We start from the raw sequence: 23,393 nt of genomic DNA, 5'->3' as shown, positions 1-23,393 counted from the left end.
TCGCGGTCGCAAGCATGTGAACAGGGGCTTCGTGTGCGAGCACCACGCGGCGACCGGCCGAGGGAGAAGGGGTGCGGTCCTCCGGCGAACGGGGGACGGTTCATGCACCGAGGTCGCATCCACGCGGGGTCACGGGCGGCAGGAAAGCCGACAGGGCGTGACGGGCTACGGCAGGGGCCGTACCGCGCGATGATCGCGGACCTCAGATGCGCAACGTCCACCTCTATCGGAGACAACAGGACTCCAAAACTGTACACCGCGAGTGGTTCGGGCGGGTGGCGAACGGGCGCACAGGCCGGGTGGGGAACGGGCGCACGGGCGGGGTGGGGAACGGGCGCACGGGCGGGGTGGGTACGGGCGCACAGGCGGGTCTGGAGCGGCGCGTTGGGCGGGTGTGAAGCGGCGCGTGGGTGGCAGGCCCTCTTGACGGGGGTCCGCGGAAATCCCTAGCGTCTGCTCGCTCGATCGAAGAAGAGTCCGAAACTTTCGGTTGCACCGCGTGAGCGCGACCCAGGCACGTCGACACCCTCGTCCCGTCTCCCAGCCCAGGAGCCGCACCTCCATGAGACCGAACTCCGCGCACCTTCCGGCACGCCATGGCCCCGTACGACGTATCCGCTCACGGGCACGACGGGCTGCCCGCCCGCTGGTCGCCGTGCTGACCGGCGCACTGCTCCTCGCCGCCGCGAACGCTCCCGCCTCCTCGTCCGAGCCCGCGCCGAAGCCGGGCGCCGGCGCCCCTGCGTGGACCGGGACATGGGCCACCACGCCGACCGCGACTCCGGCGTCGGACACCACGGCGTTCGACGACGAGACGATTCGCCAGACCGTCCGCACCAGCATCGGCGGGGACCGGGTCCGCATCCGGCTGTCGAACGAGTTCGGCAGCGCGCCCCTGGTCATCGGCGAGGCCCGCGTGGCCCGCGCGGCCGGTGGCGGAGCGGGCACCCGCATCGACCCGCGTACCGACAGGCAGCTCACCTTCGGCGGACGCACCTCCGTGAGCGTCCCCGCGGGCGCCCCGCTGCTCAGCGACCCCGTCGCCCTGAAGGTGCCCGCCGGTACGGACCTCGTGGTGAGCATCCACCTTCCCGAGCCCACTCCGGGCTCGACGCTCCACGCCTTCGCCCTCCAGCACAACCACGTGGCCGCCGGGAACGTCACGGACGACACCGTCATCGAGCCGACGTCGACCTTCGACCGCTGGTACTTTCTCACCGGTGTGAGCGTGAGTACCGCCCGGCCCTCCTCGGCCGTCGTCACGCTCGGTGACTCGATCACCGACGGATCCGACACCGATGTCGGCGCCAACCACCGCTGGCCCGACTTCCTCGCGGGCCGGCTGCGTGCGGCCGAGGGCCCGAACGCGGTGGGCGTGCTCAACGAGGGCATCAGCGGCAACCGCCTGCTGCACGACCCCAACCCGTCCGCCGGTTCCGACGCCGAGAACTTCGCCGCGTACTTCGGCCAGAGCGCCCTGCGCCGCTTCGACCGCGACGTCGCCTCCCAGCCGGGCGCCGAGCACCTGATCGTGCTGCTCGGTGTCAACGACCTCGGCCACCCCGGCACCGTGGCCCCGGAATCGGAGCGGGTCACGGCCGCGGACCTCGTCGAGGCACACCGCCAGATCATCGCCCGCGCGCACGACCTGGGCCTGAAGGCGTACGGCGGGACGATCCTGCCGTTCAAGGACGACACCCTCGGCTTCTACACCCCGGAGAACGAGGCGGCCCGCCAGGCACTCAACCGCTGGATCCGCACGAGCGGGGAGTACGACGCGGTGATCGACTTCGACAAGGCGCTGCGCGACCCCGCCGACCCGCAGCGCCTCCTCGCGGCCTACGACAGCGGCGACCACCTCCACCCCGACGACGAGGGGGCCGAGGCGATGGCCCGAGCCGTCCCGCTGCGGCTGCTCCGCTGAGGCCGGCGGCCGGGGAGGCGGAATCCCGGACGGACGGCAGGAGGCCGGTCGGGGCGGGTTCCCACAGCCGGTACAAAGCAGTTCTTCAGGTGCCGTTCATCTCCGTGGCCGAGGGTGGAATCCGGGCACCGCGGCACTCCGTACCTCGCGAACGTCTGCTGCGCCCACCCCTGAGACCCGGCCCAGGCCCCGACCCCGACCCCGATCTCCGATCCTCTCCTCGACCCGCAGCCCACCCAGCACACCCGCGAACGGGCGCCCGCCGCGGCACGCCACAAGCCCGGCACACCCCTGGCCGCCCGCCACGGACCACGAGCCCCAGGCCGATCCACCAGGCCTGGGGCTTCCTCGTGCGCGGGACGGGCCCCCCGACCGCCGCTCCACAACGGGGCGGAACGGATGGCGACCGGGGGCGGAACCGGTGGTTGGACGGCTGTTCACCCGGGCGCCGCTTCCCGCTCGCCCACAGGTGGGACCATCTCGCTCCGACACTGTCGTGCCACTGTCGTGCAACGGAGAATCGATGCCCCCGAAGAGAACCCACGCCGCGCTGGCAGCCGTCGCTGTCGCCGCGGGCCTGCTGGCCGGTACGGGTACGGCGAGCGCGCACCAGACGCCGCGGTGGCCGGTCGCCTTCGACCGCACGGCCACCTACCCGGTCTTCCAGAACCGGCCCGCCGGCGAGGACCCCGCCTCCCCGACCGTCGCCGAGATCTCGGCGGCCAGTGAGGACGGCCGGACCCTGGTCTACACGGACGCCCTCGCGCGCCGCATCGGATTCCTCGACATCAGTGAGCCCGGGAAGCCGCGCGGCCTCGGCACGCTGTCGCTGGCCGAACTCGGCGACGCCGAGGACGAGCCGACCTCCGTGGCCGTGGTCGGCCGGTACGTCCTGGTCGTGGTGAACACAAGCGCCGGCTACTCGGACCCGTCCGGACGCCTCGACGTCATCTCGCTGCGCGACCGCAAGCGGGTCAGCAGCTTCGACCTGGGTGGCCAGCCGGACTCCGTCACCGTCACCGAGGACAAGCGGTACGCCGCCGTCGCGATCGAGAACGAGCGCGACGAGGAGGCGACCCCGCCCGGAGGCGAGGAGGGCGACCTCCCCCAGGCTCCTGCCGGATTCGTGCAGATCGTCGACCTGAAGGGCGGCTCCCCGCAGACCTGGAGCACCCGGGCCGTACCTCTGACCCGGCCCGACGGCACCGCTCTGCCCGTGCTGGCCGACGCAGGGATCGCCGCTCCGGCCGACCCGGAGCCGGAGTACGTCTCCGTCAACGGCCGCGACCAGCTCGCCGTGACCCTTCAGGAGAACAACGGCATCGCGCTGGTGGACCTGCCGACGGGCCGTGTCACCAAGGCGTTCAGCGCCGGTACGGCCACGGTGGACGGCATCGACACGGTCAAGGACGGCGTGATCGACCAGACCGGTTCGATCACCGGCGTGCCCCGCGAGCCCGACGCCGTCAGCTGGATCGACGACCGCTACCTCGCGACGGCCAACGAGGGCGACTGGAAGGGCGGCACCCGCGGCTGGTCCGTCTTCGACAGCCGTACGGGCAAGGTCGCCTGGGACGCGGGCAACAGCTTCGAGCGGCTCGCCGTCCGGTACGGCCTCCACAACGAGGACCGCGCAGGCAAGAAGGGCACCGAGCCGGAGGGCGTCGTGGTCGCCACCTACCGCGGGGTGCGCTACGCCTTCGTCGGCTCGGAACGCAGCAACTTCGTCGCCGTCTACGACCTGACCCGGCCGACGGCCCCCGTCCTCCGGCAGGTGCTGCCCACCTCCAACGGCCCCGAGGGCCTGCTGCCGATCCCGTCACGCGATCTGCTCGCGGTCTCCAGCGAGGAGGACGACGCCTCGGTGAACGTACGGGCCTCGGTGAGCCTCTTCCGGCTGGGCACGGGCACCCCCGCCACCCCCGGCGTCGTCTCCGCCCCGGACCCCACCGGCGCACCGATCGGCTGGGGCGCGCTGGGTGCGCTGTCCGCCGCCCCCGGCAGGCCGGACCAGCTGTACAGCGTCACGGACGCGGCGTACTCCGACACGCGGATCCTGACCGTCGACACCTCGCGCCGGCCGGCGGTCATCACCCGGGCGCTCACCGTCGAGGACGCCGAGGGCCGGCCGGCCGGCTACGACGCCGAAGGCATCTTCGCCCGGCCCCAGGGCGGTTTCTGGCTCGCCGTGGAAGGCGCCACCGGCGACGGCAACAAGCTGGTCAGGCTCGACCGCGACGGCGTGACCCGGCAGGTCGTCCCGCTCCCGGCGGACATCGCAGCGGGGCTGACGAAGCAAGGCTTCGAAGGGGTCACGGCCACCACCGACCGCAAGGGTCACGAGGTGGTCTGGGCCACGCTGCAGCGTGAGGTCAAGGGTGACCCGGCCGGTCTCGTCCGGCTCGGCCGGTACGACGTGGCGACGGGCACCTGGAGTTGGTACGGCTACCGGATCGGCACCACCGACACCCCGGGCGACTGGATCGGCCTCTCCGAGATCACCGTCGTCGGTGACAAGCTGGCCGTGATCGAGCGGGACAAGCTGAACGGCCCGTCCGCCAGGATCAAGCGGGTGTACACGGTCGGCCTCCCGAAGTCCGCCGCCCCCGCCGGCGAGCTGCGGGTCCTGCCCAAGAAGCTCGCGCACGACGTACTGCCCGACCTGCGGGCCACGAACGGCTGGACGCAGGAGAAGCTGGAAGGACTGACCGTGGGCGGCGACGGTCAGCTCTACGCCGTGACCGACAACGACGGCGTGGACGACGCCACCGGCGAGACGGCCTTCCTGCGCCTCGGTTCCGGCAGGAAGATCTTCGGTCGCGACTGATTCCACCGCAGTGCGCGCCCATACGCACGACAGCACGCAACGGCCGCCGGCACCCAGCCGGCGGCCGTAGTGCTGTGCGGGAGCGGGCGCCCGGCCGACGCAGCACCGAGGAAGTCCGACTGAGCGCCAGGTGAACGAAGACCGAGGTGGGGACACCCACCGGGTTGATGGCCGGGGCCGTCCAGCCGCTAGCATCCGGGCTCCGGGTGTTGCCGAGCGGTGGGACGGAGTGGGCTGTGGCGCGACCGCGTGTGGGTGTGGCGGTGCTGACGATGGGGACGCGGCCCGCCGAGCTGCGGGCGCTGCTCGATTCTGTGGCCGCACAGGACGAGCCGGCCGCCCGCGTCGTCGTGGTCGGCAACGGCCGAGGATCGCTCCCCGAACTGCCGGAAGGCGTGACCGGGGTCGAGCTGCCGGAGAACCGGGGGGTGTCGGGCGGCCGGAACGTGGCCATCGAGATGCTCCGCTCGTCCGGTGACGTCGACGTCCTGGTGGACCTGGACGACGACGGACTGCTCGTCGACACCGACGTGTTCCGCCGACTCGCCGACCTGTACGCGGCCGACCCGAAGCTGGGCATCGTCTCTTTCCGCATCGCCGACGAGACGGGCGAGACCCAGCGCCGGCACGTACCCCGACTGGGCGCGAAGGACCCGATGCGCCGGGGCGAGGTGACGACCTTTCTCGGCGGCGGCCACGGCCTCTCCATGCGCATGCTCGACGAGACCGGCGGCTGGCCCGAGGACTTCTTCTTCACCCACGAGGAGACCGACCTCGCCTGGCGTGCGCTCGACGCGGGATGGACGGTGCTCTACGAACCGGAACTGCTGCTCCAGCACCCGAGGACCAGCCCGGCCCGCCACGCCGTCTACTACCGGATGACGGCCCGCAACCGGGTGTGGCTGGCCAAGCGCAACCTCCCTGCCCTGCTCGTCCCCCTCTACCTCGGCGTGTGGACCCTCCTCACCGTCGCCCGCACGAGATCGCTTCCGGGACTCCGGGCCTGGTCCGGCGGCTTCGTCGAGGGCGTGCGACGGCCGTGCGGCGTGAGGCGGCCCATGCGCTGGTCCACGGCGTGGCGGATGACCCGGCTCGGACGCCCGCCGGTCATCTAGGCGCCTGCCGGACCCGCGGAGGTAGGTCCACGGCCTGGCGCACGGCCCGGCTCGGACGCCCGCCGCTCATCTGGACGCCTGCCTGCCGGGCCCACGGACGCGGGTTCACGGCCCGGCTCGGACGTCCGCCGGTCATTCCGCCGGGTCGTCCGCGAACGTCGGCGCGAGTGCCGCCTCCAGCCGCGCGACGAACTCCTGCTCCCGCCCCGCGAACTGTGGGTACTCGTCGGCGAAGTGGCGCCACTCGACGTACTGGAGGGCATCGGTCACGTCCGCACCGAGCACCCGGTCCCGCCCGGGTACCGGCCACTCACCGCCCAGCCGGAACACCTCCTGGAGCAGGGCGTTCGGCAGTGGGTGGCGCTCGGCCAGCAGGACCGCGTCGTAGAGGTCCTTGCCCTGCGACCAGCCGTCGACGACCAGCCACAGCACCTTCCACGCCAACGACAGTGCTGGGGTGGCCCCTTGGAGCAGGCCCCCGGACGGCGCCGGAATGCGCTCCGGCGGTTCGGGAAGCGACTCACCGAAGACGAAGTCCAGCTGTACCCAGCCGCCCGGGGTCCCAGGCGCCTCCCACGGCAGCATCATCCGGCGGCCCGGCACCCGCTCGTACGTCCAGATGTCCTCGCACACGGCGCCCGAGGCGTCGATACGCACCCCGTGCGAACCCGCCGCGGCCCGTTCCCCGGCCGCCGCGGCGACGCCGGCCAGGAGCTCCGAGGTCCGCTCCTCCTCCATCCGCCACGACGGTGGAGCGACCACGAAGTCCAGGTCACCGGGTTCCCGGGCCTCCTCGCCGAACCACAGGGCCATCAGCATGCTGCCGCGGAGGACCAGCGAGGGTGCCCACCGCGAGGCTGCCGCTCCGTCCCGTACCGCGGCGAGCGCCTCGGCCCGCGCGGCCTGCCACGCCCGCGTCGCCACGGGGGACGGGAAGGCGGGGTCGGAAGCGCGGAAGGCGTAGGGGAACTGCTTGAGCGCCGGATCGAACACCTCCTTCTGCACCGCGTCGGCGTCCATCACCCGCAGGAGGGTCCGGGGCACATCGGAAGCGGAGCGGACCCAGGCGAGCCGTGATCCCGAGGGCGCCTGCGCGTCCTGCCTGCCGGGCTCGTCCGATGCGTTGTCCTCGTGCGTGCTCATACCGGCTCCAGCCACCCTTCGTCGAGATTCGGCCCACTGTCGAGCAGCACGTATTCGCGCTCCACCGCAAGGACCTCGTACGCCTTCAGCTCCGAGAGCAGGGCGTGCAGGGCTCGTTCCGCGCTGCTCGCTCCCACCGCGTGGCAGCGCTGCGTGACGAACCGTTCCTCCCGGCCGTCCGCGTGCCGCCTTCGCGCGTTCCAGGAGACGTGGGCGCCGTGCCGTACGGCCACGGCGACCAGGGCTTCCCGGTCGTGGGACGGACCGAGCAGCAGCTTCACATGGTGCTCGAAGTGGCGCCCGCCGTCCTGAGCTGCCATGTCCGCGTCCGCCTGCGGCACCTCCTCCGCCCACGGCGGGCACTCGACCTTGACCCGCGCCACGTCGAAGCCGTCCCCGGCGAGGGACCGCACGGCGTGCCGCACGGCCGAGATTTCCTCGGCGTAGGTGGCCCGCGTTCCGCGCAGCGTCAGCATCGGCTGGGAAGCCGTCCGGCCCCGGGCCAGCTGGATGTGCGTGAACTTCACACCACTGCGGCGCTCCGCCCACTGCTCCAGTCTGTGCAGCTCGTCCCCGTCGCACAGCACCGTCATATGGCTCTCGTACACCCCTGAAGCTTGCCGCAGTCCGTCAGCCCGCGGCATCCGGATATACGGGGTCCCGCCTCGCGCACGCGTCGGCGGTGGCGCGTGCGAGGCGGCACGTGTACCTCGCTGCGGGCGGGTCGACCACGCCTGCTCCGGGGCTACTTCGGCGGGTTGAGATTGCGGAAGTAGGTCCAGCTGGTCTCGTTCGGCTCGCTCCACTCCTCCGGCGCGCGGGCGAACTCCGGGTGACGGGCGGCGATGTAGGCACGCGTGCGCTCGGGGACCTCGGCGTACGAGCCGAGCTTGCGTCCCCGGCAGTGGAAGGTGAGGCCGCCGGGTGCCTGGCCCCGGGCCATCCAAGGGAGCCACGGGGACATCCGGGACCACGACATGGTGGCAGGGACTCCGGGTGCCGGGCCGGCCAGATCGGCCTTGTCGGCGAAGAACTGGAAGAGCTCAAGTGCCTTGTACGTGTCGCCTGCCGAGTGGACGGGGTACTCCGCCACCGGCAGCGGCGAGGGGTACGCCAGGGGGATCTCCAGGCTGAAGCAGACCTGTCCGCCGAGATCGGTCCGGGGGATCGGGAAGGGGCGCCACTTCTGGTTCGCCGGGTCGTTCCAGACGTGCACCACCGGCAGGTCCTGCCAGGTCTCCAGGATCTCGCGGCTCACGGGGTCCAGGTAGAAGGCGGCCTCGCGGGTGAGCAGTCGGTAGGCGTCCGGTCCCGCCTCGGCGTCCTCGACCAGCCGGGCGACGTTGAGCCCTTCGAAGCCGAAGACGCGCCGGTAGGGCTCGTCCGGCGCCCAGGAGTACACGTCTCCGGACCACCAGTACGTGACCTCCTCGCCGTCGAGCGAGGCCCGGGTGCGGGCGAAGGATCGGAGCTGCTCTGCGGGCGTCGTCATGCAACCACTCTGCGCTCCCCTCGCCCCGGCGGGAGGTGAATCAGGCCAGGGCCGGTGGGCGTGAGCCGGTGGAGCCCGCCGGCCATGGTGGGCTCCACCGGCAGCGGACGGAGGATGGCGAAAATCGAAGGCCCCGGGGACGCGCGGCGGTTATAGTCGCCGGCATGCATCTCCCTCAGATCTACGGCTGACAGCGGCTGGGGCCCTCGTGCCCCGGCCCCCGCGAGTCCATGTGCGCCGCCTGCGGCCGAGCCCTCACAGGCCCGGCCCGGCGCGCCGGCTCGCCGTGTCCCTTTCGCCGTAGCCCTGAGAAGAGTGAGTTTCCATGCCGTCCATGCCTTCCGCGCCTTCCGCGCCTTCCACGTCTTCGACCTCGCGCCGCCGTGCCCACATCGCGATGGCCGGCATCCCCGCCGTCAGCCACGTCCTGCCCAGCCTCGACATCATCCGCGAGCTGGTCGCCCGTGGGCATCGGGTGACCTACGCCAACGACCCCGCGGTGTCCGAACTCATCGCGCCCACCGGCGCCGAACTCGTCCCCTGCACATCGGGACTGCCGGTCGCCGACAACGACTGGCCCGCCGACCCGATCGCCGCGATGGGCCTCTTCCTCGACGACGCCGTCCAGGCGCTTCCCCAGTTGCGCGCCGCGTACGACGACGATCCGGCGGACCTGTACCTGTACGACATCGGCGCCTACGCCGCGCGGGCCCTCGCCGAGTCGCAGAACCGGCCGGTCGTGCAGCTGTCCCCGACGTTCGTGGCCTGGGACGGCTACGAGCAGGAGGTCGCGGCACAGCTGCGGCAACTGCCGGGAGCCGACGCCTACCGGGCACGGTTCGCGCGGTGGCTTGCCGGCTGCGGGGCGTCCACCACCGATGTGGACGCGTTCTCCGGGCCTCCCGCGCGGGCCCTGGCGCTGATCTCCCGGGCGATGCAGCCGTACGCCGACAAGGTCGACGCCGGCAAGGTGACCTTCGTCGGACCCTGCTTCGACGCGTCGGCGGGCGACGGCGGCTGGACCCGCCCGGCGGACGCGGAGAACGTCCTGCTGATCTCGCTGGGCTCGGCGTACACCAGGCAGCCGGAGTTCTACCGCCAGTGCCTCGCGGCGTACGGCGACCTGCCCGGCTGGCACGTCGTCCTCCAGATCGGCCGGTACACCGACGCGCGCGAACTCGGCAGCATCCCGCCCCGCGTCGAGGTGCACCCGTGGGTCCCGCAGCGGGCGATCCTGGCCCAGGCGGACGCCTTCGTCACCCATGCGGGCATGGGCGGTTGCGGCGAAGGGCTGCTGGCAGGCGTCCCCATGATCGCCGTACCGCAGGCCGCCGAGCAGTTCATGAACGCCGACCGGCTCGTGGAACTGGGCGTGGCTCGTCGTATCGACACCCCCGACGCCACGGCGGGGGCCCTCAGGGCGGCCCTGGAGGAACTCACCACCGACGCGGAGGTCGCCCGGCGCTTGGCACAGCTCCGCGCGGAAGCCCTGGCCGAGGGCGGTACCTCGCGCGCCGCCGACCTCATCGAGAACATGCTGACCTGAGCCTCCCGCACTCCGGGGGCGTACGCGTGCAGCTGTCCTGCCGGCGTCGTCCCCGGCTGTCGCGGAACTCCTCTGTTTGTCGCCGGTCCCCTGTGGATTCGTCCGTGGTCGGTAACAGACGGAGCCTGCCGGGGCGTTCGCATGTCCTCATGGGTGCACTGCATCGGCGGAGACGGCAAAAGGGGCGGGCGGACATGGCGAAGCACAAGGGAAGGGGATGGAACGGCCGTCTTCTCGCGGCGGCACTCGGGGTGACCACCCTGGCCGCCGCCACCTCGGTGTGGACCGCGCAGGCCGACCCCGGCGAGGGGCGGCCGCAGCCGGGTGTCTCGGCGCCGGACACCCGGGGCGAGGACCAGAAGGTGGCCGCGGTGTCGGCCGAGATCGTGCACGCCTCCGACCGCGGTGACCAGGGCGTCAACATCACCATCGACGACGGCCCGGACCCGAACTGGACGCCGCAGGTGCTGCGGCTGCTGAAGGACAGCGGTGTGAAGGCCACGTTCTGCATGGTGGGCACCCAGGCGCAGGCGTACCCCGACCTGGTCAAGGCCGTCGTGGCGGACGGGCACAGGCTGTGCAACCACACGGTCTCGCACGACACCACGATGGACACCAAGTCCGAGGCGTACCAGTCCCAGCAGATCCTGGACGCCGAGCGCATGATCATCAAGGCGTCCGGAGGCGTGCGGTCGCAGTACTACCGGGCCCCGGGCGGCGCGTTCACCCCGTACAGCCGACAGCTCGCCGCTTCCCACGGGATGCGTCCGCTGGGCTGGAACGTCGACTCCCGGGACTTCGAACGTCCGGGCGCGGACGCCATGGTCGCCACCGTCAAGAGCGAGATCGCCAACGGGCCCACCGTCCTCTTCCACGACGCCGGCGGGGAACGCTCCCAGACCGTGGAGGCCCTGCGCCAGGTGCTGCCCTGGCTGAGGGAGCAGGGCTACGTCTTCGGCTTCCCCGCGCGGTGAGCGAACGGCCCCCGCTGCCGGTCGGCCTCGGTCCCGGCCCGCGCTCGGTACTCGTCCAGAGACCCCACGGCGAGCAGGCACAGCACCGCTGCCAGAGCGAAACCGACGGTCAGGGCGTTGAGCGAGCCGTAGGAGCCCTCGGCCGCCACGACCCGGCCGTCGGCCGGCAGGCAGTCGGAGCTCAGCGGGACGTATGACGTTTCGTGCCCCGCGAGTTGGCCGAGCGTGCCGGGCGGAAGCGAACGGCAGGGGGCGGCCGGGGACGACCCTGCGCCGGACTCGGCGCGCCTCCACGCCGGGCAGCCGGAAGGGCGGTGGTCCGGTACGAGAACCGGACCACCGCCCTGGGCCTGGAGGTCACCGGGCCGGCGGTCTTCCCCGGCGGATGTCCAGCAGGTCCGCGGCTTCCTGCGGGCACGCTGTGCCACGACCATCCCGCGCGCCGCGAGCGGGCAGCACGTCGCGCTGCCCTTCGCCTGCTACTCGGGCATCAGCACGGTGTCGATGAGCTCCACCGTCGCGTTCCCGGTCGGGATGCCGCCGCAGACGATCTTCGCCGAGTCGTTCACGGTGAAGGAGTCTCCCGACCCCGAGGTGGTGAGGTTGCTGCCCTCCAGGGTCTTGAAGTTTCCGTCCGCGAGCTCCTTCTGCGTGATCGTCTCGCCCACCACGTGGTAGGTGAGGACCTTGGTCAGCTGGTCCTGGTCGGCCAGCAGGGCGTCCAGGTCCGCCTTCGGGATCTTCTCGAACGCTGCGTTCGTCGGTGCGAACACCGTGATGTCCTTGGAGTCGTTCAGCGTGTCGACCAGACCGGCGGCTTTGATCGCGCTGGCGAGCGTGGACAGCTCGGCGTTGTTGGAGGCCGCGGTGGCCACCGGGTCGTCGGCCATGTCGTCGAGGCCGCCCGTACCTTCCTTCGGCACGGACGAACAGCCTGGGCCGAACGGCTCCGAGCTGCTGTCGGCCGATGCGGCCGGGGCGGCGATTCCCAGCGCCACGGGCAGGACCACTGCCGCTGACGTGGCGAGGACGGATCGGCGGATTCGAGTGCTGTTCATGAGTCATCTCCTCCGGGGAGGTCTCTGCCTGGACTGGTCCGGCACCCGGCCCGCGAACGCTCGCCCGGCCGGTGTCGCAGCCACCACGGCGCACGCCCTACGTATCCCGTACGCCCGTCATCCAGCGTCACACAGATGCCTCGTTCCCGCTGGTGGAGCCGTTCGGGTTGCGGATGGGGGCGGGGTGCGTCCGCCCCGGGCACCCCAAGACCTGCGCTGTCGACGCAGAAATGCCGACCGGCGTCCCCTGTCCGGAGGCGCCGACCAGCTCGGCCACCGAAGCCGGGACGAAGAACTGTTCGGCGAACCGGCTGTGGACGACCCGTCCGCTGTCCGGGGCCTGCCGGAGCGGACCCCACCGGGCATCGGAATGATCCGGATTCCGCGTGATCGCCCCCGGGTCCACGGCGAGCTCAGGTGCGTGGGCCGGCACCGTGCAGCAGGGTGTCGATGATGCGGGCGGCGAGGGTGTCGGTGTCGATGCCGGTGTCGTCCGGGCTCCCGTGCAGGGATTCTCCGAGGAGCGCGTAGTAGACGCGCCGTACCCAGTGCAGGTCGGCCGCCTCGTCGATGAGCTTGTCCGCCCGGGCCCGTTCCAGCACGGTGATGCAGTGCCGGCCGAGGTCCTCGTGGAGGGCCGCCGCTTCGCTGCCGGGGTCGGCCGGGAGTTCCAGGGCGAAGGTCCAGGCGCCTTTGACCTCGAGCACGTTGGCCGTGATCCGGTGCAGTGCCACCAGCGGAGGGGCGGTGTCCGGCCGGCCGTCCTCGACGGCCTGGACGAGCTGGCGGGCGGCGGAGGAGGCCAGCGCCTCGATCAGCGCCTGCCGATGGGCGAACCGGCGATGGATCGTCGTCCTGGCCACCCCCGCCGCAGCCGCGATCTGCTCCATCGACGCGCCGGGGTCCTTGGAGAGCACGCGCTCGGCTGCCTCCAGGATCGCGCGGACACTGCGCTCCGCGTCCGCCCGCAACGGCCGTGCCGCTGACTCACTCATGGCGCCTCCCGCTCTTCTGCTTGGCCTTCGAAAAGATACACCTCCGAGCTATATTTGAGTTAACTGCATCAACGCTGTTGCAGTTTGGTGGAAAGTGAGTACGCTTCAGTCTCAGTTACCCGCTGAGTGGAGGAGATTTCCCGTGCACAGTGCAGCGCTCATCACCGGTGCCTCATCCGGCCTCGGGGCGGAGTTCGCCGCCCAGCTCGCGGCCCGTGGACACGATCTGATCCTGGTGGCGCGTTCCGAGGGCAGGCTCACCGCCCTCGCCGAGCGCCTCACCGCGGAGCACGGCATCCGGACCCACGTCCTGGTCCAGGACCTCGCCGAGCCCGATGCGGCCCGGCAGATCGCGGGACGTCTCGCCTCGCGCGGCCTGAGCGTCGACCTGCTGGTCAACAACGCCGGCTTCGGCACGTGCGGTCGCTTCGAGGACATCGCCGCGGACCGCGACCACGACCAGCTGATGGTGAACGTCGTCGCGCTCGTCGACCTCACGCACGAACTGCTCCCCGGCATGCTGGAGCGCGGCAAGGGCGCCGTGGTGAACGTCGCTTCCACCGCGGGTTTCCAGCCGTCCCCGTACTTCGCCGTGTACAGCGCGGCCAAGGGCTTCGTGCTCAACTTCGGGCTCGCCCTGCGCCAGGAGTACCGCGGGCGGGGCATTCGCGTACTGACTCTGTGCCCCGGGCCGGTCGACACCCCCTTCTTCGACGCCATCGGCACCCGCAAAGCGGCGGTCAACGGCTCGATGACCACACCGGAGCCGGTCGTACGGGCCGCACTGCGTGCACTCGACCGCGACCGCGGCTACGTCACGCCCGGCCTCGGCAACGCCCTGTCCGCGCATCTGCTGCCGCGCCGCCCGCGCACCCTGGTCGCCGCCCTCGCCGAGCGTGTCACCCGTAAGGTCCTCGGCCCTGAGGGCACCGCCCCACAGCCGAAGGAGTACGCGGCGTGAGTTCCTCCACCGTTCCGGCCGCGGGCGCGGCCGCCGCGATGCTGCTCGTCGGGACCTCGACGGCCGTCTCCGCGACGATCGCCGACCACCCCGTTCTCAGCGGACAGGCCCTGCGCTACGCGCTCGCCGCGGCGATCCTCCTGGCCGTGGTACGCCACCGCCGTCTGCCGCGCGCCGGCCTGACCTTCCGTGACTTCCTGCTGCTTCTGGCGCTGGCCGCCACCGGGTTGGCGGGCTTCAACATCTTCCTGGTCGAAGCCACCCGGCACGCGAGCCCCGCCACGATCGGCACGGTGGTCGGAGCGATCCCCATCGTCCTCGCACTCGTCGGGCCGTTGACGGAAGGCCGCCGTCCGGCGGCGCGCACCGTCGCCGCCGCGGCGGTCGTCACGCTGGGCGCCGCCGTCGCCGCAGGCTTCGGCGGCGGCAGCCTGCGCGGTGTGCTGCTGTCGCTGGGAGCCCTCGCAGGAGAGGTCGCCTTCTCGCTGCTCGCTCTTCCGCTGCTGCCCAAGCTCGGCCCCCTGCGAGTCGCCGCCTATCCCGCGGCGCTGGCCGTGCCCATGCTGCTGGCCGCGAGCATCGCCCTGGAGGGTACGGGCTCCCTCCGCCTGCCCACCCCCACAGAAGCGGCCGCCTTCGGGTACCTCGGCGTACTCGTCACGGCCACCGCCTTCTTCCTCTGGTACGACGCGCTGCGCCGCCTGGGCGCCGCGCGGGCCGGGCTCTTCGCCGGTCTGGTCCCGGTGGGCGCGCTGATCACCACGGTCGTACTCGGACTCGGCGAGCCAGGCGTCGCGGATGTCGCCGGCGCACTGCTCGTCGGCACGGGCGTCCTGATCGGTATGCGGCAGCCCGCGCGGACCGGCGGCGCGGAGCGGGCCGACCGCCCAGCGGACCGCACCGACGCCGGACAGCGAGCACCGCAGCTGTTCGAACGTTCGTAGCGCAGGAGCATCACGACGGGGTGGCCACCGACCGGCTGCGCCCGGGGGCTGTCAGCGCCAGGTGGCAGGATGCCCAGCCATGACCGCTTCGATCAGTGAGTCGTGGACCCGCATCGAGAACTGGCTGGCAGAGCACGCGTCGGCGACCTACGCCGCGCTTGCACCACCCGCGGACCCGGCGGTCATCGCCGCGACCGAACGTGTCATCGGCAGACCGCTTCTCAAGCCCTTGGTGACATCGCTACTGCGACACGACGGCCTCCTCGACCAACGACACTCGCTGCTGCCGGGGTCCTACAGGCTGATGAGTGCCCGTCAGACAGCGGCCGAGTGGACCCTTTGCACCGGCTTCCACGACAAGGCCACGGCAGAGGACAAGGGCGACGAGGTGGACGACGACTTCATGGAAATCGGGGTCAGCAGCGTCCTGTACGGCCATCCGCAGCTGATCCCCATCGCCCGGGACCAAGGGGGCGGTCACCTCGTCCTGGACCACCGACCCGAGATCGACCGGGGACGCGTGCACGAAACCGAGGCCACCGAAGGCGTCATGCGCAGACCACATGCGATGTGGGCTTCCCTGCCGGTGCTCATGGACACGCTCGCCACGTCCCTCGAGACCGACCAGCCCTTGGGCGACTACGTACCCGCAGTGAATGAGCAGCGGTGCCTGAGATGGGACTTCGCACCGCTGAGTGAACGGACGGCATGACCGCTACTGTCCGCTGCGCACGGATGGGCCCTGTTCATGGAGGCTCAGGGCATGGCCGCGAAGCCCACCTAGGACACCCCGTCGAGCGGCCTCAGGAACCGGCGCTCGTAGCGCTTGATGCAGCGGGTCTGCCGAGCCAGGTCGAACGCTTGCTGGCACTCCGGGTCGGACATGCTGTCCGAGCGGTACTGCTCGTACGCGGCCAGACTGGGGAAGGAGAACAAGGCGTAGGCAATGTCGCTGTCGCCCTCACTCGGCAGGAAGTAGCCGTGGTGCGTTCCGCCGAACCGGTTGACGAGCCGGACCCAGCGGCGACCGTACTCCTCGAAATCCTCGACCTTGTCAGCGTCGATCTCGTACTTCAGGTGAACAGTGATCATGCCTGCATGATGCCGTGTCACGCGCGGGCGCCCCTACGCACGGGGCCGTGGCGACGTTCCGCTGTCCGACGCCTCGGCGACCGCTGTCCCCGCGGTTCCCTGTCCGGTCGGGGGCGGGTGGGCACGGAAACGGGGCTGCTGGTCGGGGGTGATCGATCGTGCCGCATGATGGCCGGCATGTCACTGACCTTTGGCCCGGACCGGCAGACTCGTGAGTTCCAGTGCGACTGCTGCCAAGCTCCGATCGAACGGGCGTGGAACTTCATCCACGCTGACGATGCCGCGTACGCCGTCTACTTCGCGAACTGCTACCACCACAGGGACAAGGACCACGATGCGTGGATAGACGTGATCTTCGGAACCTGGGGCGTTGGATCTGATCAGTGGAGCGATCACGTGTCGTTCGCATGCCGCGTCGGTCCAGTGGCTGGGCAGGACACCCCGGCTTCGAGCTTGGTGACTGCCGGGCTTGCGCAACCCGACGGTCCACTGTTCGGCACCAAGCTCGATCGTGAGGCTGCTCTCCAGCACCCGAGGTTGTCGGAGTTCTGGAAGGTGTCCGACTTCATCTTGGAACACGACCCGCTGGTACGCGGCCACATCTACGGGCGCTGATCGCGAAGGCCGGCGGGGCCCATGGCCGCGAGATCCCCATGCCGGCGCAGCGAGTGCGGAGTCGGGCTGGTCGCGCGCGTGGCGGCAGCGATCCGGTAACGGACCGTCATCGCCCCAGCGCCGCACCTCCGTTCACATGCACGATCTGCGCCGTCATGTACGCCGCTTCAGGTGACGCCACATAGTGCACCGCGGCGGCGATGTCCGAGGGTCGGCCCGCCTGGCCCGTCAGCGACTGCTCGGTCCGGGCGGCGACGAACTCGGGCGTGGCCCGGTCGCCGAAGAACTCGGTGTCGGCGACGAAGCCTGGGGCGACCGCGTTGACGGTGATGCCCTGCGGGCCGAGCTTCTGCGCCAGATCGACGGTGTAGGTGTTGACGGTGGCCTTGGAGCCGCCGTACGAACCGGGGCCGCGCAGCGCGGCGATAGACGACATCTGGATGATTCGGCCGCCGGGCCGGGTGAGGTGCGGCAGCAGCCCTTCGGTGAGCAGCACGGCAGTGAGGACGTTGGCCTCGAAGTTGCGGCGGAAGCTGTCCGCGACGCCTTCGAGGGTGCCGTCGTGGGCCGGTGCGACGTTGCCGCCGGCGTTGGCGACGACCACGTCGACCTGTGCGCCGCCCGCGCTGCAGAATTCCACGGCTCTGCGGACCTGGCCGGGATCGCTCAGATCGGCGGCGACCCAGGAGGCCGTTCCCGCACCATGCGCGGCGTCGAGCTCTCCGGCGGCCTTCTCCAGGGGCCCCTCGCGCCGCCCGATGAGGACGACGTGGTCGCCGTCCGCCGCAAAGACCTCGGCCACCGCCCGCCCGATCCCCGTACCGCCACCCGACACCACGACCCTGCGCTGCCCCACGACCCCACCCCACGTCCTCGGTTATGAACGACGGTCACATCTCTGCCCGCCGCACGGTACGACCGCCGATCGTCGGAGTCAACGGGCAGGTGCCGCAGGCTCCTCACCCGGATGGCGGAGCCGCGAACCGGTCCAACGTGCCCGACATCCGCCCCTTCGCCTCAGGTCACCGATCCGGAACGGACCGTAAGAGGCGGTTGCCGTATCGATCTTGAGTGCGGTGGGATCGAAAGTGGCTGATAGGCCGGGTGGTTCCGCGGTCGTTGTGCATGAGGACAGGGCCCCTGGTGCAGTTCGGAGGTGCTGAGGCTCGGGTGCGACAGGAGGCCCTGTTGTCCTTGTTGCACGTGCCGGTGCCGGTGCCCGTGGCCCTCAACTCGTCCGACGTGTCGTGCGACTGGCTCGCTCCCCGGTTCGGGATCGCGGCTGACCGGCCCGACCGGGCCCGGCCCTACGACTCGGATCTGGCGGATGCCGCGTATCACTGGATCCGGCCGTTGCTGCCGGTGCCCGGCCCCGATCCACCAGCCGCCTCGCCTTCGACCGCACCTCCTATCCACTGGCCCTCGGTCAGCACGATGCGGTAGTAGCTCATCCGCAGCCGGGGCTGATCGAGATCGAACGTAGTCAGTCCCGACCACGCCAGGTGAAGCGGCAAGCTCACTGTGCCGTGCTCGAGGCCGGCAAGCTCGGAGAGCGCTGTGGGCAGGCGCCGGGCGGGCAGCGGCAAGGTGCCGCATACAAAGAAGCCCCCGGCCGCTGGCCTGGGGCTTTTCGTGGAGCGGGTGACGAGAATCGAACTCGCGCTCTGAGCTTGGGAATCAACGGTTCTTACGCTGTTGGAGGGCTCTGACCTGCGATTTTGGATTGGGTAGGTGGATGGCTCCCGGTCTCTGGGAGCCGTATCTGACCGCTGTTGTCCGCTCTGCTGGGCACGGATGGGGCACGAGAGCTGGCAGTGCGACGCGTGCTCCGGGCGTGCGGACTGGTCACAGGGGGATGATGCGGACTTGGTTGCCGCAGAGCTTGGTCATGTCATCGCTGTCGGACGTCAGCAGGGCGACGGGCTTCGGCTGGCGGAGCGCGACCTCGGCGACCGTGGCGTCGATGGCGTACTTGTGCCCGTGCAGTCCGGCACCTTTGAGCAGCTCCGCTGCCGCTTTCGCCGCCTGCTCGGTGACCGGCTCCACCTTGATGCGGGACAGGGCCCAGTTCAGGCGGGGCATGTTGGTACGGGGGTGGGTTACTTCCACGATGGTGTTCGCCCCGATCACCAGGTCGGCTCCCATGTCGTGGAAGACCTGAAGCATCGCGAGGAGCTTGCGGTCCTGCGCGATCCAGGCGGAGAGTCCTTCCGAGTCCAGGACGACGGTTTCGATGCGCTCGCTCACGCTGCGTCCGCGCCCTTGGAGGAGTTGGTGGCGCCGAAGATCTTCGAGTGGGCCTCGGCGAGCTCCTCGTCGCTGAAGCCTCCATGCTCCTCCTCGTGCCGGCGAAGGTCGTCGCCCAACAGTTGGTGCCGGATCTGGCGGGCCACGGCTTCCGCTACATAGCCGGAGACGTTGTCCGTGAGCTTGCGAAGCTCCGCCACCTGGTCGCTGGGGAGCGTGACGGTGATGCGAGTCGTTGAGGACATGCGGTAAGCATACTGGAGTATGCGTGCAGGCTTTTTGCGGCACCGATCCTTCTGGTCAAGGTTTCGCGACCGGAGAGTGCGGTTTCCGGCGCCGGGAGTACGAGCCCGCCGACCATGCGCGTATCGGTCAGAAGGGCGGTTCGAGATGGCTGCGGCCATCACCGTGCGGCCCCCAGTCCCAGGACTCCTCCAGGAAAGGCTCGGAGTCGGGGGCGTCGTGGCCCCACGCTTCGAGCGCCCTCCGGGCAACACGCCGGTTGGGGTCGTCGCCGCTGGTGTCCAGGATGGCGCGCGCGTGCACGGCGAGGTGATCGCGGTGTTCGGCGAGCGCGGGGTGCTCGGCGAGGATGAGCGCGGCGACAACGGCGGCTTCGCGCACGTCCTCATGGCTGTCTCGGAGGAAGGGCGAGACCGCCTGGTAGAGCATCGGGCGCAGGTCCCGGAAGGACGCCACGACGGTGCCGGGGGCCAGGAAGCCAGGGAAGTACTGCTCCGTGCGGCTCGCAACCTCGTCGGAGGCGTCGTAAGCCGTGGAAACCAACCAGTTCAACAGTGCCGCGCGGATGGGGGCCTTGCGATAGGGCCGGGGGGTCGTAGCCGCCGGGTGGGTGAGGATGCCGGCGACATACATGGCGACGGGAGCGGTGGCTTCGTAGATGGTGTTCTGGTGGCCGACCATCTCACCTAGCTCTGACAGAGCGTTGACCTGGGCCCTGGGGTCGGGTGTCAGCAGCCGTGTGAGGACCTCGGGGAGGTTCTCACCGTTCCCGAAAGGCGTCTCGAGCGAATCCCAATCAGTTTCCGACAGGACTATCTGGTAAGGCGGCAAGTCGGGCTCGCGGGGTGCGCCGCCGTTGGAACAGCTGTGGTTCACAGGCAAAACCTAGACCAGACGGCGGATGCAATTCTCATGGTCTACGGCGGTGCGGACGGACGTCGCCGTCTGTGCCAGGCGGGCCGCGGAGCTGACCACGGGCAGGCGTGCTGAAGGGGCCACCACGTCGGAAGCGGGCATGCGGGCCGTCGTTCTGTTGGCCTTTCTCGCCTGGAGCGGCAGCGCGAGGTTGTGGCCGGCCTCGACCAGCTCGTGCGAGCCCGGCGTGAAGAGGCGGATGACCAGGCATCTGGCACGGACATGGCACGAGATACCTGAACTGGTCCAGACAACAAAGAAGCCCCCGGCCGCTGGCCTGGGGCTTTTCGTGGAGCGGGTGACGAGAATCGAACTCGCGCTCTGAGCTTGGGAAGCTCATGTTCTACCATTAAACTACACCCGCGAAGCGCGCCGATCATCCGGCAGTGCATCGCCCACACTGTACCCCATCGCAGGCCCCCGGCGTCGTCGCCGTGGGGTCTGTGTGTCGTGCCGGGGCGCGGGTCGTGAGGTGGACGCGGGTGCGGGGGCGGTGAGTTGGGGGCGTAGCGTGGGTGGTCGGAGTGCCGCCTGGAGTGGCGTCCTGTTCATCCCCTAATGTGGCGGTCTCGTCCAAGGCTTGTTGGGGAAGGGACTTGATGGAGTCGATGGAGCGCACCGTCGTCCGCTGTGCCGAAGGGCACGTTTTCGCTACCTCGTCGTTCCCGATGCAGCAGCTCGGGTCCGAGCGGATCGGTCCCGGGCGGCTCATCCGCTGTCCGCGCTGTGCGCGGTTGCGGCAGGCGGTTCCCGTGGTGTTCGAGGAGCGTTAGCGGGGCGTCGGAGATCTGAGGCGGGGACGCGCGGGACGGTCCGGTTGGGGTCGGCTCGCGCGTTCTGCGTATCCTCGGTGCGTGCTTCTCTCAGATAAGGACCTCCGGGCCGAGATCGATGCCGGGCGGGTTCGCATTGACCCGTTCGACGCTTCGATGGTGCAGCCCTCGAGCATCGATGTGCGGCTCGACCGCTACTTCCGGGTGTTCGAGAACCACCGCTATCCGCATATCGACCCCGCCGTCGAGCAGGTGGACCTGACGCGTCAGGTCGAGCCGGAAGGCGACGAGGCGTTCATCCTCCACCCCGGGGAGTTCGTCCTGGCGTCGACGTACGAGGTCATCTCGCTGCCCGACGACCTGGCGTCGCGGCTGGAGGGGAAGAGCTCGCTGGGGCGGCTCGGGCTGGTGACGCACTCGACGGCCGGCTTCATCGACCCCGGATTCTCGGGGCACGTGACCCTGGAGCTGTCGAATCTGGCGACGCTGCCGATAAAGCTCTGGCCGGGAATGAAGATCGGGCAGCTGTGTATGTTCCGGCTGACCTCGTCCTCGGAATTCCCGTACGGATCCGAGCGCTACGGATCGCGTTACCAGGGGCAGCGAGGGCCGACCGCCTCGCGTTCGTTCATGAATTTCCATCGGACTCAGGTGTGATGCTGCGTGGCTGCTGAAGAGCGGGAGAATCTCGACTACGAGGCCTTCGGGCGTGCCGTGCGTGAGCTGGCCCAGTCGGTCGCCGACGACGGCTACGAGCCGGACGTCGTGCTGAGCATCGCGCGGGGCGGGGTCTTCGTCGCCGGTGGTCTGGCGTACGCCCTGGACTGCAAGAACATCCACCTGGTGAACGTGGAGTTCTACACCGGGGTGAACACCACCCTGGAGATGCCCGTCATGCTGGCGCCCGTCCCGAACGCCATCGACTTCACCCGAAAGAAAGTCCTGATCGCCGACGACGTCGCCGACACCGGCAAGACGCTGAAGCTGGTCCGGGACTTCTGCATCGATCATGTGGCCGAGGTGCGCAGCGCGGTCATCTACGAGAAGCCGCACTCGCTCGTGAAGTGCGAGTACGTGTGGAAGAAGACCGACCGGTGGATCAACTTCCCGTGGAGCGTGGAGAAGCCGGTCGTGCGCCGTGAGGGACAGGTTCTCGACTCGTAGCAGCAGCCCGCGCCGGGACATGGCGCGGATACGGGAGGACCCCGGTGGCGTCATGCCACCGGGGTCCTCCCACGTCCGGACCGGGTCGGTCAGATGGTGCCCAGCTTGATGATCGAGAGCAGTGCGATCAGCTGGATCGCCGAGGCGCCCAGCGCCTTCGGCCACGGCAGGTCGTGGGACTTGCTCACCATGGACGTGAACAGCGCTCCCGCGGCCAGCCAGGTGACCCAGCCCAGGATCTGGACCAGGGAGTTCTCGCCGCCCAGGAAGAGGGCGAAGATTAGGCGGGGCGCGTCCGTGATCGACATGATCAGCATCGACAGGCCGACGGTCGGCTGCCAGGAGCCGGTGCCACCGAGCTGGCGGGCCAGGGTGTGGGTCACCGCGCCGAGGACCAGTCCACCGAGGACGAAGCCCAGGCCCGTGAAGATCACGTACGGGGCGGCCGTGGAGACCTCGGCGTGGATCGCCTCGTCGCGGGCCTGGTCGAAGCCGAAGAGCGCGAGCAGGCCGTAGACGAACGTGACGGTGATCGCGGTGCCCCAGACGGGGTAGTCGCGCATCTGCCAGAACGTCGGTCCCGGCCGCATCACGATGCCGCTCAGCAGCTGCTTCCAGTGCAGCCTGGGCCCCGACGGCTGCGCGGGGGCCTGGCCGCCCTGGTAGGTGCTGCCGTCGCCGTACGGGTCCTCGCCGATGCTGAACGCCTGGGTGTGCCCGGGGGCGTTGGCGTACGGGTCGTGCTGCGCGGGCTGGTGGTACGGGTCGCCGAAGTACTCCGGCTCGCCGTGCCCGCCTCCGTGTCCGTTGCCACCCCCGTGTGCGGTGCCGCCGTGCCCGCCGTTGTACGGGGCTCCCTGAGGGCCGCCGTACGGTGCGCCGTTGCCTCCTGCCGGAGGCCACGACTGCCCGCCGTACGGCTGCTGCGATGGTGCCTGCGCGCCGTACGGCTGTTGCTGCTGCGGGTGTTGTTGCGGTGTGCGGTTGTCCCGGCCGCGTCCGATCCTGAATCCAGCCACACATCGAACGTACCTGGTCCGTACGGGTGCGGGGCGGGAGCCGGGGGAACAGGGGCCCTTTGCGGCCTACCTGTGACATCCCCTAAGGGGACCCTGGGGGGCCCACCCCACCCCGGACCGCCCGCTGACGTGCCCCTGGAGCCCCCGGGCGCCCCTGGGCACCCCGGGAAGGGGGGGGGGGGGGGGGGGGGCGGGGCCGGGGGGGGGGGGGGGGCGCGGCGCGGGGGGGGGGGGGGGGGGGGGGGGGGGGGTGGGCGGGGGGGGGGGGGGGGGGGCGGGCGGGGCGGGCGGGGGGGGGGGGGGGGCGGGGGCGGGGGGGGGGGGGGGGGGGGGGGTGGGGGGGGGC

General features: G+C 70.7%; 23 protein-coding genes, 1 tRNA gene and 1 pseudogene. 11 read left to right on the top strand and 14 right to left on the bottom strand.

Annotation, left to right across the window (positions count from 1 at the left end):
- The first annotated feature begins 562 nt into the window (after positions 1 to 562).
- The 3 genes from ACFYQ6_RS18745 to ACFYQ6_RS18735 all read left to right on the top strand — a co-directional run bounded on the left by ACFYQ6_RS18745 (position 563) and on the right by ACFYQ6_RS18735 (position 5,866).
- Positions 563 to 1,924: an SGNH/GDSL hydrolase family protein gene (locus ACFYQ6_RS18745; RefSeq protein ID WP_388763858.1), complete on the top strand. Its 1,362-nt coding sequence runs from the start codon at positions 563 to 565 to the stop codon at positions 1,922 to 1,924.
- A gap of 523 nt (positions 1,925 to 2,447) precedes the next feature.
- Entirely contained in the window at positions 2,448 to 4,751 is a 2,304-nt protein-coding gene (locus ACFYQ6_RS18740; protein ID WP_388763856.1) for an esterase-like activity of phytase family protein, read from the top strand.
- A gap of 236 nt (positions 4,752 to 4,987) precedes the next feature.
- A complete protein-coding gene (locus tag ACFYQ6_RS18735; protein WP_361578920.1) occupies positions 4,988 to 5,866 on the top strand; it encodes a glycosyltransferase family 2 protein in 879 nt (292 codons plus the stop codon).
- A gap of 132 nt (positions 5,867 to 5,998) precedes the next feature.
- On the opposite strand, the gene ACFYQ6_RS18730 is transcribed toward ACFYQ6_RS18735, so the two are convergent.
- From ACFYQ6_RS18730 to ACFYQ6_RS18720, 3 genes are all read right to left on the bottom strand, one after another.
- Positions 5,999 to 7,009, bottom strand: a complete 1,011-nt coding sequence (locus tag ACFYQ6_RS18730) for a nucleotidyl transferase AbiEii/AbiGii toxin family protein (RefSeq protein ID WP_361578917.1) — start codon at positions 7,007 to 7,009, stop codon at positions 5,999 to 6,001.
- Positions 7,006 to 7,602: a hypothetical protein gene (locus ACFYQ6_RS18725; RefSeq protein ID WP_388764180.1), complete on the bottom strand. Its 597-nt coding sequence runs from the start codon at positions 7,600 to 7,602 to the stop codon at positions 7,006 to 7,008. Before ACFYQ6_RS18725 ends, ACFYQ6_RS18730 begins: the two co-directional genes overlap by 4 nt.
- 152 nt (positions 7,603 to 7,754) lie before the next feature.
- The gene (locus tag ACFYQ6_RS18720; protein WP_388763853.1) at positions 7,755 to 8,501 is read right to left on the bottom strand and encodes a DUF1838 family protein; all 747 of its coding nucleotides are present in this window, start codon (positions 8,499 to 8,501) and stop codon (positions 7,755 to 7,757) included.
- 334 nt (positions 8,502 to 8,835) lie between these two features.
- Between ACFYQ6_RS18720 and ACFYQ6_RS18715 the strand changes: the two genes are divergently transcribed.
- Together ACFYQ6_RS18715 and ACFYQ6_RS18710 are read left to right on the top strand one after the other, a co-directional pair.
- Entirely contained in the window at positions 8,836 to 10,047 is a 1,212-nt protein-coding gene (locus ACFYQ6_RS18715; RefSeq protein ID WP_361578908.1) for a macrolide family glycosyltransferase, read from the top strand.
- Positions 10,048 to 10,241: 194 nt separating this feature from the next.
- The gene (locus ACFYQ6_RS18710; RefSeq protein ID WP_388763851.1) at positions 10,242 to 11,021 is read left to right on the top strand and encodes a polysaccharide deacetylase family protein; all 780 of its coding nucleotides are present in this window, start codon (positions 10,242 to 10,244) and stop codon (positions 11,019 to 11,021) included.
- Here the strand turns inward: ACFYQ6_RS18710 and ACFYQ6_RS18705 are convergent.
- The 3 genes from ACFYQ6_RS18705 to ACFYQ6_RS18695 form a co-directional block, all read right to left on the bottom strand.
- A complete protein-coding gene (locus tag ACFYQ6_RS18705) occupies positions 10,994 to 11,449 on the bottom strand; it encodes a hypothetical protein (RefSeq protein WP_388763849.1) in 456 nt (151 codons plus the stop codon). The genes ACFYQ6_RS18710 and ACFYQ6_RS18705 overlap by 28 nt on opposite strands.
- 51 nt (positions 11,450 to 11,500) lie before the next feature.
- A complete protein-coding gene (locus tag ACFYQ6_RS18700) occupies positions 11,501 to 12,079 on the bottom strand; it encodes a fasciclin domain-containing protein (protein ID WP_388763847.1) in 579 nt (192 codons plus the stop codon).
- A gap of 413 nt (positions 12,080 to 12,492) precedes the next feature.
- Complete coding sequence (locus ACFYQ6_RS18695; protein ID WP_388763845.1) at positions 12,493 to 13,074, bottom strand: TetR/AcrR family transcriptional regulator; 582 nt, start codon at positions 13,072 to 13,074, stop codon at positions 12,493 to 12,495.
- Between the two features lie 142 nt (positions 13,075 to 13,216).
- Here ACFYQ6_RS18695 and ACFYQ6_RS18690 point away from each other — a divergent pair, with 142 nt between their 5' ends.
- The 3 genes from ACFYQ6_RS18690 (at position 13,217) to ACFYQ6_RS18680 (ending at position 15,691) form a co-directional block, all read left to right on the top strand.
- Positions 13,217 to 14,035: an SDR family NAD(P)-dependent oxidoreductase gene (locus ACFYQ6_RS18690; RefSeq protein ID WP_388763843.1), complete on the top strand. Its 819-nt coding sequence runs from the start codon at positions 13,217 to 13,219 to the stop codon at positions 14,033 to 14,035.
- On the top strand, positions 14,032 to 14,979 hold the full coding sequence (locus ACFYQ6_RS18685) for a DMT family transporter (protein ID WP_388763841.1): 948 nt from the start codon (positions 14,032 to 14,034) through the stop codon (positions 14,977 to 14,979). Before ACFYQ6_RS18690 ends, ACFYQ6_RS18685 begins: the two co-directional genes overlap by 4 nt.
- Before the next feature lie 79 nt (positions 14,980 to 15,058).
- Positions 15,059 to 15,691, top strand: a complete 633-nt coding sequence (locus ACFYQ6_RS18680) for an SMI1/KNR4 family protein (RefSeq protein WP_388763839.1) — start codon at positions 15,059 to 15,061, stop codon at positions 15,689 to 15,691.
- Positions 15,692 to 15,759: 68 nt separating this feature from the next.
- On the opposite strand, the gene ACFYQ6_RS18675 is transcribed toward ACFYQ6_RS18680, so the two are convergent.
- Positions 15,760 to 16,071: an NIPSNAP family protein gene (locus ACFYQ6_RS18675; protein ID WP_388763837.1), complete on the bottom strand. Its 312-nt coding sequence runs from the start codon at positions 16,069 to 16,071 to the stop codon at positions 15,760 to 15,762.
- A gap of 177 nt (positions 16,072 to 16,248) precedes the next feature.
- Between ACFYQ6_RS18675 and ACFYQ6_RS18670 the strand changes: the two genes are divergently transcribed.
- Positions 16,249 to 16,686 carry a hypothetical protein gene (locus ACFYQ6_RS18670; RefSeq protein WP_388763835.1) on the top strand — a complete coding sequence of 146 codons (438 nt, stop codon included), beginning with the start codon at positions 16,249 to 16,251 and terminating at the stop codon, positions 16,684 to 16,686.
- Between the two features lie 106 nt (positions 16,687 to 16,792).
- Here ACFYQ6_RS18670 and ACFYQ6_RS18665 read toward each other — a convergent pair whose 3' ends face one another.
- From ACFYQ6_RS18665 to ACFYQ6_RS18640, 6 genes and pseudogenes are all read right to left on the bottom strand, one after another.
- Positions 16,793 to 17,542 (bottom strand): SDR family oxidoreductase, encoded by a 750-nt coding sequence (locus ACFYQ6_RS18665; protein ID WP_329230476.1) that lies wholly within the window; start codon positions 17,540 to 17,542, stop codon positions 16,793 to 16,795.
- A gap of 562 nt (positions 17,543 to 18,104) precedes the next feature.
- Positions 18,105 to 18,272, bottom strand: a pseudogene (locus ACFYQ6_RS18660) (transcriptional regulator); the annotation flags it as partial.
- A 259-nt stretch (positions 18,273 to 18,531) separates the two neighbouring features.
- The gene (locus ACFYQ6_RS18655; RefSeq protein WP_124277768.1) at positions 18,532 to 18,933 is read right to left on the bottom strand and encodes a DNA-binding protein; all 402 of its coding nucleotides are present in this window, start codon (positions 18,931 to 18,933) and stop codon (positions 18,532 to 18,534) included.
- Entirely contained in the window at positions 18,930 to 19,178 is a 249-nt protein-coding gene (locus tag ACFYQ6_RS18650) for a type II toxin-antitoxin system CcdA family antitoxin (RefSeq protein WP_329043579.1), read from the bottom strand. Before ACFYQ6_RS18650 ends, ACFYQ6_RS18655 begins: the two co-directional genes overlap by 4 nt.
- Before the next feature lie 127 nt (positions 19,179 to 19,305).
- Entirely contained in the window at positions 19,306 to 20,052 is a 747-nt protein-coding gene (locus tag ACFYQ6_RS18645) for a hypothetical protein (protein WP_388763832.1), read from the bottom strand.
- Between the two features lie 329 nt (positions 20,053 to 20,381).
- Positions 20,382 to 20,455, bottom strand: a tRNA-Gly gene (locus ACFYQ6_RS18640).
- Positions 20,456 to 20,945: 490 nt separating this feature from the next.
- Here ACFYQ6_RS18640 and dcd point away from each other — a divergent pair.
- Together dcd and ACFYQ6_RS18630 are read left to right on the top strand one after the other, a co-directional pair.
- On the top strand, positions 20,946 to 21,521 hold the full coding sequence (gene dcd / locus ACFYQ6_RS18635) for a dCTP deaminase (RefSeq protein WP_104787147.1): 576 nt from the start codon (positions 20,946 to 20,948) through the stop codon (positions 21,519 to 21,521).
- A 6-nt stretch (positions 21,522 to 21,527) separates the two neighbouring features.
- Positions 21,528 to 22,028: a phosphoribosyltransferase gene (locus ACFYQ6_RS18630; RefSeq protein ID WP_361578870.1), complete on the top strand. Its 501-nt coding sequence runs from the start codon at positions 21,528 to 21,530 to the stop codon at positions 22,026 to 22,028.
- 89 nt (positions 22,029 to 22,117) lie between these two features.
- On the opposite strand, the gene ACFYQ6_RS18625 is transcribed toward ACFYQ6_RS18630, so the two are convergent.
- On the bottom strand, positions 22,118 to 23,047 hold the full coding sequence (locus ACFYQ6_RS18625) for a Yip1 family protein (protein WP_361578867.1): 930 nt from the start codon (positions 23,045 to 23,047) through the stop codon (positions 22,118 to 22,120).
- Positions 23,048 to 23,393: the final 346 nt, after the last annotated feature.

The organism is Streptomyces sp. NPDC005494 (assembly GCF_042872025.1).
Classification (GTDB): Bacteria; Actinomycetota; Actinomycetes; order Streptomycetales; family Streptomycetaceae; genus Streptomyces.
This window is presented reverse-complemented; position numbering and strand designations above follow the sequence as displayed.